Source organism: Herbaspirillum sp. GCM10030257 (assembly GCF_042666555.1).
Lineage (GTDB): Bacteria > Pseudomonadota > Gammaproteobacteria > Burkholderiales > Burkholderiaceae_D > Noviherbaspirillum.
In genome coordinates, this window is the sequence record NZ_JBHTDH010000033.1 from 29,934 (window position 1) to 40,605 (window position 10,672).

7 protein-coding genes are annotated in these 10,672 nt (G+C 54.4%); 3 read left to right on the forward strand and 4 right to left on the reverse strand.

Annotated features, from left to right (window positions below):
- The first annotated feature begins 259 nt into the window (after positions 1–259).
- Positions 260–2,983: a LuxR C-terminal-related transcriptional regulator gene (locus tag ACFQUU_RS25820; RefSeq protein WP_382251003.1), complete on the forward strand. Its 2,724-nt coding sequence runs from the start codon at positions 260–262 to the stop codon at positions 2,981–2,983.
- Positions 2,984–3,101: 118 nt separating this feature from the next.
- Here the strand turns inward: ACFQUU_RS25820 and ACFQUU_RS25825 are convergent, their stop codons facing one another.
- Positions 3,102–4,250 (reverse strand): acyl-CoA dehydrogenase family protein, encoded by a 1,149-nt coding sequence (locus tag ACFQUU_RS25825; protein ID WP_382251004.1) that lies wholly within the window; start codon positions 4,248–4,250, stop codon positions 3,102–3,104.
- 42 nt (positions 4,251–4,292) lie between these two features.
- Between ACFQUU_RS25825 and ACFQUU_RS25830 the strand changes: the two genes are divergently transcribed.
- Positions 4,293–4,454, forward strand: a complete 162-nt coding sequence (locus ACFQUU_RS25830; protein WP_382251005.1) for a hypothetical protein — start codon at positions 4,293–4,295, stop codon at positions 4,452–4,454.
- Between the two features lie 13 nt (positions 4,455–4,467).
- Here ACFQUU_RS25830 and ACFQUU_RS25835 read toward each other — a convergent pair whose 3' ends face one another.
- Together ACFQUU_RS25835 and ACFQUU_RS25840 are read right to left on the reverse strand one after the other, a co-directional pair.
- Positions 4,468–5,703, reverse strand: coding sequence for a branched-chain amino acid ABC transporter substrate-binding protein (locus tag ACFQUU_RS25835; RefSeq protein ID WP_382251006.1), 1,236 nt, complete (start codon positions 5,701–5,703; stop codon positions 4,468–4,470).
- 463 nt (positions 5,704–6,166) lie between these two features.
- Positions 6,167–8,827: an EAL domain-containing protein gene (locus tag ACFQUU_RS25840; RefSeq protein WP_382251008.1), complete on the reverse strand. Its 2,661-nt coding sequence runs from the start codon at positions 8,825–8,827 to the stop codon at positions 6,167–6,169.
- A gap of 865 nt (positions 8,828–9,692) precedes the next feature.
- Between ACFQUU_RS25840 and ACFQUU_RS25845 the strand changes: the two genes are divergently transcribed.
- A complete protein-coding gene (locus ACFQUU_RS25845; RefSeq protein ID WP_382251010.1) occupies positions 9,693–10,376 on the forward strand; it encodes a glutathione S-transferase family protein in 684 nt (227 codons plus the stop codon).
- Between the two features lie 91 nt (positions 10,377–10,467).
- Here the strand turns inward: ACFQUU_RS25845 and ACFQUU_RS25850 are convergent.
- Positions 10,468–10,672, reverse strand: a 205-nt coding sequence (locus ACFQUU_RS25850; protein ID WP_382251012.1) for a hypothetical protein, incomplete at its 5' end; no start/stop codon positions are given.

Here is a 10,672-nt window from a genome sequence, read left to right on the forward strand (position 1 = left end):
CGAGTTACCGAGACGATGCCTCGAGCGCACTACCCCCATCCCAACCTTCCCCCTGCAAGGGGGAAGGAGCCTGACAACGATGGACTATGGCGCAGTAGTACTACCGCCCATGCGTTCTTTCAGGGAAAGAGGCCTGTTGATTTTTCTCAAACCCCTGCCGGGTTCGTTTTTGGCTTCTACGTTAGAATTTACGCTCCACGTTGCCGCCTCTGCGGCCCCGCAAGGTTTTTTTGCTTACGCTGCTCCAGGTCCTTTACCGATGATCGAGTCTGCAAGTCTTGCCCGCCCTTTCCTGTCCACGAAGCTGAATCCACCCAGCACGACGGCAACGCAGGTACTGCGCAATGCCATCTGCGAGCTGGTCCGCACATCTAGGGCGGTAAAGCTGATTTTGGTACGAGCGCCTGCCGGCTTTGGCAAAACGACGGCAATGGTGCAATGCCGGGACCTGCTGGAACAGCATCAGGTCGATACTGCCTGGATGACGCTCGACAGCGCCGACAACGATGCCTCCCGCTTCCTGGCCTGCCTGGCGGCGGCGGTCGCCGGCATGACCGCCGAACGTGGTGGCGCCAACAGCGACATCATTGCCGACAGCAGCCGCGCACCTGGGGATGTCGCATTGGAAATCATGGCTCGGCTCGCTGGCCATCCAGCTCCCTTCGCGCTCTTTCTCGACGACTTTGAAGCGGTGCAGGAACCGACCGTGCTGCGCCTGGTCCGCGAAATTCTTGACAACCTGCCGCATCGCGGCCAACTGGTGATTGGCTCGCGAGGACTTCCCGATCTTGGCCTTGGCCGCCTGCGGGCACGCGGCCAGTTGCTGGAAATCGACGCGGTCCAGCTACGGTTCTCCCTGTCGGAAACCACCGAATTTCTTACACAGCGGCGTCAGCTTGTCCTGCCGGAAGACGACCTGTCGCAGTTGCAGCGCAAGACTGAAGGGTGGATTGCCGCCTTATGGCTGGCCTCCGTTGCACTGGAGCGCCGTGAGGAGCGCTCCGCTTTCATTTCCCGCTTTTCCGGCTCCAACGAGGCAGTAGCAGGTTATCTGGCCGAGGATGTGCTGGCGCACCAGTCGCCCCCTATCCGGGAGTTCCTGCTCAAGACAAGCATCCTGCGCCATCTCAACGCATCGCTGTGCAATGCTCTCTTGCCAGGTACCGACAGTGCTGCGGTTCTGCTTCAGCTCGAACAGGCCAACCTGTTCCTCACACCGATTGAAGGACAGGAGCGCACCTACCGTTATCACAGTCTCTTCGCCGGTTTTTTACGCGCGCAGCTTGGGCGAGAAATGCCGGATGAATTGCTACGCCTGCATCGCGCCGCTTCGCAGTGGTATGAAGTACAAGGCCGTCCGGTACCCGCCATTGATCACGCCATTGAAGGCGGCAATTATGCGCATGCCGCCGAGTTGCTCAATGAGCATGCCGAGAGCCTCCTCGAAAGCGGCCGCATGCGCCTGCTATCTCGCTGGTTCGCCGCGATGCCCGAAGACCAAACCCGCGCATCGGAACTGCTGCAAGTGATCCACGTCTGGGCACTGTGTTTTACGCGTGGCCCGCGTGAGGCGATGGCTCTGCTTGAACGTTCCGGGTGCTCGACGTCGGCCGATTCAAAAATCCTGGCCCATGTGCTGGCGCTTCGACCGATGATGCTTGCAATCATGGACCGTACCGAGGAGGCCTACGCGGTCGGCCGCGAAGCACTGCTGCAGTTGCCGGTATCCGACGCGTTCACCGGCAGTGTGCTGTCCAACGAGATGGCCTATATCTGCGCCGTCATGGGTGATTACCAGGAATCGCACAAGCTGCTCGACGCGGCGCGGCATCGCCAGGATAGCGATACCAGTTTTTTCAACAAGATGTATTCCGAGTCAGTGGAAGGGCTGATCGACCTCGAAGAAGGGCAATTGCGACAGGCGACGGCACGCTTTCGCATCGCGGTCAGCGCGACGCATAGCGTGTCATACCGACATACCGGCGGCAACGCCTGGGCCGGCGTGCTGTACGCCTCCAGCCTGTATGAAATGAATGACCTCGATCAGGCGGAACACCTGCTGCATGTGTATGTGCCGCTGGCAAAGGATGTCGGCCTGGCCGACCATATGATTATCGGATACACCATGCTGTCGCGCCTTGCCTTTCATCGCGGCGATGTGGACCAGGCATTTCATTGCCTGACCGAACTGGAATACCTGGGCCATCACCGGCAATTACCAAGGGTCGTCAGCAGTGCCAAACTGGAGCGGGCCCGCATGCTGACGATCCAGTCTAATTTTCAGGCGGCGCGCGAGGAACTGGATCGATCCAACAACCAGGAGGTTTGGCATGAGGTATCCCGCCTGCGCCTGCCTGCCCACGATGTCGAATACCATGCGTTGGCCGAACTGCGCTGGCAGGTTTTTTCCGGCGATGCTACGCATGCTCTGACGTCATTGCAAGCAGCCATCAATGCTGCCCGAAGCGAACGGCGTTACCGGCGCGCGCTCAAGCTGCGCGTACTCTACAGCATTGCGCAGAAGCAGATGGGCGAAGAACGTGCTGCGCTGGCCACCATGAAGGACGTGTTGAAAATCGCAGGCAGTGAAGGTTTCATACGCTTGCTGGTGGATGAATCAGACCGTGCCGGTGCGCTGGTCCGACGGGTGGAAGAAGAATTGCGCAACGAGAACAGCTCCGGCGATCCGATCTTCAGCGTCTACCTGCAGAAATTGCTCCAGGCCTTTGGACCTGCCGCCATGGCGGAACCTGAGGCTTCCACGACAACTGAAGCGATCAGCATGGTCGAGCCCCTGACCAACAAGGAAGTCCGCATTCTCGGTCTTTTGGCGGAAGGCTATTCCAACAGCGCGCTGGCGGAAAAACTCTTCGTATCGGACAGCACGGTGCGCACCCACCTCAGAAATATCAACGGCAAACTCAATGCGCAAAATCGTACGCAGGCGGTGGCGGTGGCGCGCCGCCTCGGGATGATTCGTTAGAGCGGCTTTCATATTGATGTACGGAGGAGCGGGCCGAGGCGACAGTACATTAATATGAAAGCCGCTCTAAGTGCACTGCTCCTCGGACGATGCCAGTCTGCCCTGGGCCTTCGCAGTTTTACATCGCCCGTGAAATAACTTCCTTCATGATTTCGTTAGTGCCGCCGTAGATGCGCTGAATGCGGGCATCGACATACATGCGTCCAATCAGGTATTCGTTCATGTAGCCGTAGCCGCCGAACAGCTGCAGGCATTCGTCGATCACCTTGTTCTGCAAATCGCTGGACCACATCTTGACCATCGAGGCCCCGACTGTATCGAGGCGACCGGCGACAAGATCCTCGATGCAGCGGTCGACATAGGCGCGTGCGGCCGTGACATTGGCGGCTATTTCAGCAAGCTTGAACTTGGTGTTCTGAAATTGCGCGATCGGCTGGCCGAAGGCCTCGCGTTCGCGGGTGTACTGCAGGGTGGCTTCATACGCACCTTCCATTGCCGCAGCCGCTGTCACACCGATAATGGTGCGCTCATACGGCAGGTCCCCCATCAGCTGGTAAAACCCTTTGCCTTCCTCTCCGCCGAGCAGGCAATCCACAGGCACCTTCACATTATCAAAAAAGAGTTCCGACGTGTCCTGCGCCTTCAGACCGATCTTGTCCAGCACCCGGCCGACCTGGTAACCGGGCTGATTCTCGGTTTCAACGATCAGGATGGATGTGCCTTTCGCCCTCTGGGTCGGGTCGGTCTTGGCAACGACCAGTACCAGGCCGGCAAGATAGCCATTGGTAATGAAAGTCTTGGAGCCGTTGATGACGTAGTGATCGTCCTGACGCTCGGCGCGCGTGCGCACTCCCTGTAGGTCGGAACCCGCACCCGGTTCTGTCATGGCGATTGCACCGACGATTTCACCGCGTGCCATGCGTGGCAGGTAGCGCTGCTTCTGCTCTTCGGTTCCATGGTTGAGTAAGTAGTGCGCGACGATACTGTGCACCGACGAATTCATGCCGGTCAGGCCGCGCCGCGCCATCTCCTCATAGAACACTGCCTCGTGGCGAAAATCGCCGCCACCGCCGCCATATTCCTCGGGAATGTCGGAGCACAGCAGGCCAAGTTCGCCAGCCTTGCGCCAGAGCGCGTGGCCGACATGCCCACGCTTGCGCGCCTCTTCGTCGCCCGGCACCATTTCATGTTCGATAAAGCGGACCGCCGTCTCCCGCCACATTGCTAATTCCTCGTTCATCCAGGAACGGTGGAAGTGAATTGTCATGCTTTGCTGTCTCCGGAAAATAGGTGACGTAAGGAATACCACATGCCCGGCACATTACCGGGCATGTCGCAGCTGATGCCGTTAAGTATGTACTCCCAGCTTGCAGCCAACATCGCATTCTACGACGGTGTCCGTGATGTACGGGCGTTGTCCGGCGCCGGAACCGGGCCGGCGGAAGAGGCCCGATTCCCGCCTTCCAAGTGAAACCAGCTTTTGCTTACATGCGCTTCATGGCACAGGTAGTCGGAACCTCGGTGTCCTTGGGTGGAATCATTGCCACGGTACGGAAACCATATCCGGTCCCTTCGGTGTCATACTTGACCGTCGTGCCGTTCTTCTTGCTGTAGGCTGACAGTACGAGCGGCTGGATCAGCTGGTGATCGTCCTTGCGCATCACGACCTTGCCATTGCCGGCATCAAATTCCATCCCTTCCATGGCGGTCGACACTTTCAACGGGTCCGCAGACTTGGCCTTTTCCATGGCTTGGGCCAGCATTTGAATTGTTGTGTTGATGCGTACATAGGAAAATTCCAGCCCAGGGAAACGCTTCGCATAATCGTCGGCAAATTTTTCCAGTTTGTTGGGCTGGATGTTGCGATGCCATTCGCTGATCTGGTAGACCGTATCTTCCGGCATCTCGCCCAGTGCGGTCGGCGTACCGCGTACTGCGGCGAAGTAGGTAAAGAACTTGGTTTTTAGCCCGGATTCCTTGGACGCACGCAACAGCAGCGAAAGATCATTACCCCAGTTGCCAGTGATCACCGTGTCGGCACCCGATGCCTTGATCTTGGCAACATAAGGCGCAAAATCCTTGACCTTGCCGAAAGGGTGCAACTCATTGCCGACAATTTCGATATCAGGGCGCTTCTTTGGCAGTGATGCGACAACGGCCTTTGCCATCTGCTGTCCATGGGCATAGTCCTGTCCAATGATGAACACCTTCTTGATGCTTTTATCCGTGGCCATATAGTTGGTCAGCGCTTCCACCTTCATGAGGTTATGCGCGTCGAAACTGTAATACCAGAAACTGCATTTGGAGTTGGTCAGCTCCGGATCGTTGGATGCATAATTCAGGAAGAGTACTGTCTTGTCAGGATTGCGGTCATTCCATTTGTCGATCGCATTGATCAGCGCGCCTGCCGCGCCGGAGCCTTGGCCTTGCACGATGTACCGGATACCGCTATCGGTCACTTTCTTCAGCAAGGTCAGTGATTCTTCCGGACTGGCTTTGTTGTCCATCGGGACAATTTCCAGTTTCTGCCCCCCGAGCACCCCGCCCTTTGCATTGATATCGTCGGCGATCGCGATGAAACTTTTCAGGCCAAAATCGCCGATGCTGGCAAATGCGCCTGACAAGGGGTCGATATAGGCGATCTTGATCTGCGCACTTGCACTTGCCGGGATGGCGAACGCAACACTGGCACAAAGACTAAATGCGAGGCTTTTTAACATAATGGTCTCCTTGAGTAATCCGGCGCATCACCGTAGGGCAGGCATTGCTTCCCAAAAGTGGAAACGCATGCTCTTTTACCTATTGTGTGCGGTCGAGATACCTGAAACGTCGTCGGAAGCGACGATTTTTAGGACAATGGGGTTAGCATCTGAAATACGAAGCTGATACGCATTGTAGAAGTCCCATGGCCAAGATAGCCTCACTACCTCATGAATTGTTTCATTAAAGAAACAAATTAGGACAGTGACAGAACCGCCGTCTCGAAACATTACTTTTGCCCAAATGCGGGGCCGCGCACGTGCTTATCTATTCCGACCGGAACGAAACAAGCGTTACCTGCCTTGCGAAGTGGAGTGAATCAGGGATGGCTGCAGTAGTGTTACTGCATCACGACGCCGCAGTCGATGACCGCTCGCGGAGTCTTTTTGAAGGAACGCAAAGAACCGCTGGCTGCTGACCTATTCAGTGATGGATTGTCGCGTCTGAAAAGTTACGGTACCAGGTAACAAAATCCGCTCCCACGAGAGGTTTGCAGACATAGTAACCTTGCGCTTGATGGCATCCATGTTCACGCAGGTAGCCGAGCACACTATGCGATTCTATCCCTTCTGCCACGATCTCAAGATCCAGTGTGCGACCTAATGCGATGATCGCTTCCGTAATCGCCCGACTGGCATTATCGTCTTCAAGACGATGAACAAACGACTTGTCTATTTTAATTTTATCCAGCGGCAGGCGGCTCAAATAGTTCAGACTTGAATATCCCGTTCCAAAGTCATCCAGGGAGACCTTCATGCCTTTCTTTCGGAAATACCCCAGGACATTAATCGCATGGTTGATGTCTTCCATCACGGCGGTTTCCGTCAGTTCTATCTGGATCGCCGTAGGATCGATCTGATGCCGTTGAATAGCATCGTCCAGATAGACTTCAAAATCCTTCTTCTGGAACTGGATCGATGAAACATTCACCGCAATCGGGATTGAGGGTAAACCGCAATTTTTCCAATCAGTATGCTGCCGACAGGCTTCTGTCATAACCCATTCCCCAAGGCGTCCAATCAAGCCGGTTGCTTCGGCAATCTGAACAAAGCGTTCCGGTCCGATCCCATTCCTTGGCCAGCGCAATAACGCTTCCACACTGACAACCTGATTCGTTTGCATGTCAATGAGAGGCTGATAATGAAGGCAAAATTCGCCATGGACGAGTGCTTCTTTAATTTCCTGTTCGAGGACGGATTGCGTAAGTACCCGTTCGGAGATCGCTGCAGTGTAGAACTGGAAGCTGTTCCTTCCCGTTTCTTTTGCAAGGTACATCGCAGCATCGGCACAGTTGATCAGGGTGTCAATGTTTGCGCCGTCAACCGGATACCGGCTTAGCCCTATTGAGCAGGACAAAAATAACTCAAGCGAACCGACTGAGTATGGCCTGCTGAGTGTTTCGAGAAGATGCCGCGCAACATGTTCTGACGCCGATTTATCGACGCAGTTTTGCAGAAGAATAAGAAACTCATCACCTCCCAGCCGAAATATTGTGTCGTCGCCTCGCATGCTTTGTCTTAAACGATGTGCGACCTCGCGAAGCACTGCGTCGCCGGTCTCATGTCCGTAGAGATCATTAATGGGCTTGAAGCGGTCGAGATCCAGGAACAGGACGCATACTTCATTGTGCGTACGCTTGGCAGCAGCAATGATATGCGGCGCATACTCAAAGAGCAGGGCTCGATTGGGAAGGCCCGTTAGTGAATCGTGTAAAGCTGCCAGCCGTATGCGTTCTTGCGATTGACGGCGCTCAGTGTAGTCATGGCATATCGCCATGACTTCCCGTACCTTTTCGCCGGCTTCGCAGATAGGTACGCACGTCACAGCAAAATTCCGCAAACCTGTGCTTTCGGCAAAATCCACATCATCGGACTGGATGGTTGCTGACCACAGTGCGGCGTTAAGAAGCGGTCGCCACAATGCTGTCACGGTCTGTGGTCTTATCTCCACATCCGTGCGACCAATCAAATCTGCCGCGGTCATTCGCGTGTTTTGTAATGTGGCTAGATTCGCGTACTGTATCCGCAGGTTCGAATCGTAGATCACAATCATGTCCGGTATATTGTCAAAGGCAAGCCGTAGTCGCTCTTCGCTAACGCGTAATGCGGTCTCTGCCATGCGCCGCTGCGTGACGTCGTGTACGGTCAAAACGGCGAGTGAAGAATCTTCGTAAACGTCTCGCACCACAGAACCCGTAAGGTTTGCGATCCAGGTTTTGGTGGTGCCCTTCTTATGAACAATTAATTCTTCTCCTGAGACAGTTTCGCCGCGTAGCAACTTCGATACTGGCCACTGTTCGGAAAATACTGGCGAACCATCCAGTTGAAATACCTCGAACGTTGAATCCAAGGCGGAATAGTCGGAATTAATTTCGTCCCTGTTACGGTATCCGAACAGCTTCATTGCCGCTGGATTGGCTTCCAGTACTTCGCCTTTCGGCGAAAACACGATCACTCCTTCGCTCAGGCTATCAAGGATAGCCTTGAACCGCGCACGTCCACGCTCTATCTCAACGTGTGCACGTACTCGTCTATCGATATTCTTAACAATGGAAATGAAATATTTTGGATTTCCTACTTCGTCGCGCACAAGAGAAACGCTCAAGTGGCCCCATACCACGCTTCCGTCTTTTCGGATGTAGCGCTTTTCCATTCCATAGGACGGTATCTTCCCGTCGATCAAGGCTTGGACGAGCGATAGGTCAGTTGGCAAATCATCGGGGTAAGTTACATCCTGGAACGTCTTGGTTTGCAATTCCTCGACGCTGTAGCCAAGCATTTCACAGAGAAAAGGGTTGATCCGGATCCAGTTTCCTTCTGGAGTAAGGTGGGCAATACCGATTGCGGCAAGGTCAAAGGTGGCACGATGCATGGCTATTGCATCGTTGAGTTTTAGTTGAGTACATTCCTCTGACGCTTTCCTAACTGATAATTCTCGTTGAGCAGCCAGGAGTGCCTTATTTTTTTCCGCAAGCTCCTGCTTTAACGCCAGAACTTGCTGTTCAATTTCTTGATTTGAGGTAAGCATTTCTAATGTAAAGCCGACAGAGTTAACTTCTAGGCTGAATGCCCTTGGTGCAGTCAATACACTTCCCAAGCAGTCAAGGCCTCAACCCATATATGTTCGGCCTATGACAAAGCGTAGCACCAAATTAGCACAATCACCATCGTGGCTACGTCCCGTATTTACCTGCAACTTCTAGCCGGACGCGTTTGGTGATAGCCGTCTACCCAGGTAAGCGGTTCTGTTGAAGGCGAGTAGCGTACTACCTGTCCGGTTGTCCACAAAATCAAACGTGGTCATGTTATCTGGCCAGTTATATCCGGCTCAATTCATACGCGACGTCGTCCTTCTGAAGCATCGAAATGCGCCTTGATTAATCAATCCCATTTAACTTTGGCCTTGATGGATTGCATTGCCCACGATAAAGAAACGGATGTCAGTCAACTCTTTAGATGGCCCACACTCAATAAGGAAGCACATCTCAGGATGTCTTGGGCAGTATTCAATACCGGTATGCTTACCGCTGAGATTGGTTCCTCTTCGGCAAGTACAAATCCCCTTGCTCCACCGGATCGAATGGCGTCTTCACAGATCGTCTCGCCTCGTATGGAAGTTACACCGTCGCGGCTGAACGGTTTGCGGTTTTGAACGGCACTAACCCTTGGTTTGAGGGAAGCGGCACCAGTTTGAAGGGGATCGCACTAAAAACCCCGCCGGCTCTCAAACTCGTATTAGGCAGAACGATCAGCACCGCCTACAGACCCGGCAACCCTCCCCGATGCGGGAGTCGGCTGCCGAGAAAACTTTTTTCCGATAAATGTCGATTTTTGAGAGTCCTGTTCGTCATTTGGATGCGAGATCTATGAGGCCTCTGCTCACAGTGTCGAGTTCAGGCTTCTTTTTCCGACTTATGGATATCAACTTACCTCAATGTGGAGAGATATATATGTCTTGTGAGGAAAAAGTCCTTCGACCGCTTCCAGTCATAACGGCCTTTGAACAGTCGCCGGATCGCGGCCAGGGACTGGCGCGTGACATGCCTGTGCGCTGGGCATTGGAGGAAGTAGGCCAGTCTTATGACGTTCGTCTTGTTTCATTCATGGCGATGAAGGAGGCGGCGCATCGTGCGCTTCATCCTTTCGGACAAATACCGACTTATGAAGAAGGCGATCTCGCCTTGTTCGAGTCAGGGGCGATCGTGTTCCATATCGCCGAGCGCCATGTTGGCCTCCTGCCACATGATGGAAATGCGAGGGCACGCGCAATCATGTGGATGTTTGCCGCTCTCAGCACAGTGGAGCCGCCGATCGTTCAGCTTGAAGTCGCGACATACTTGGAGCACGACAAGACCTGGTATGAGCAACGCCTACCTATCGTTGAGGACCGCATCCGTACCCGACTGGACGAGCTGTCGAATCGGCTTGGAGGCGCTGACTGGCTCGATGGCGATGCGTTCAGCGCCGGTGACCTTCTGATGGTGCAGGTGCTTCGAAGGCTAAATGGCTCGAGTTTGCTCACGGATTATCAAAACCTGTCTGCCTATGTCGCTCGCGGCGAAGCACGGCCGGCCTTTAAGCGTGCTTTCGACGCTCAGCTTGCGGTTTTCACTGGGAAGTCGTCCGGACGGTAGGGTGGAGTGTTCTAACAGTTGAATTATGCCGGCATCGTTTTGCGACGCAGGCCAATCCATACGTTAAACCCTTCGATGCTATCAATGCGGTTCACACCGCACGCATGCTATTAAAAAAGCTGGGGAAGCAATAAAGGGATGCTAGTTGCGAAGGTGCAGTGCAAAAGCCGAAGCGCAATGCAAAAAGCCCCAGCTCGTTGGAGCTGGGGCTTTGGGTAACACAAGCCTGACGATTACCTACTTTCACACTGGTTGCAGCACTATCATCGGCGCGAAGTCGTTTCACGGTCCTGTTC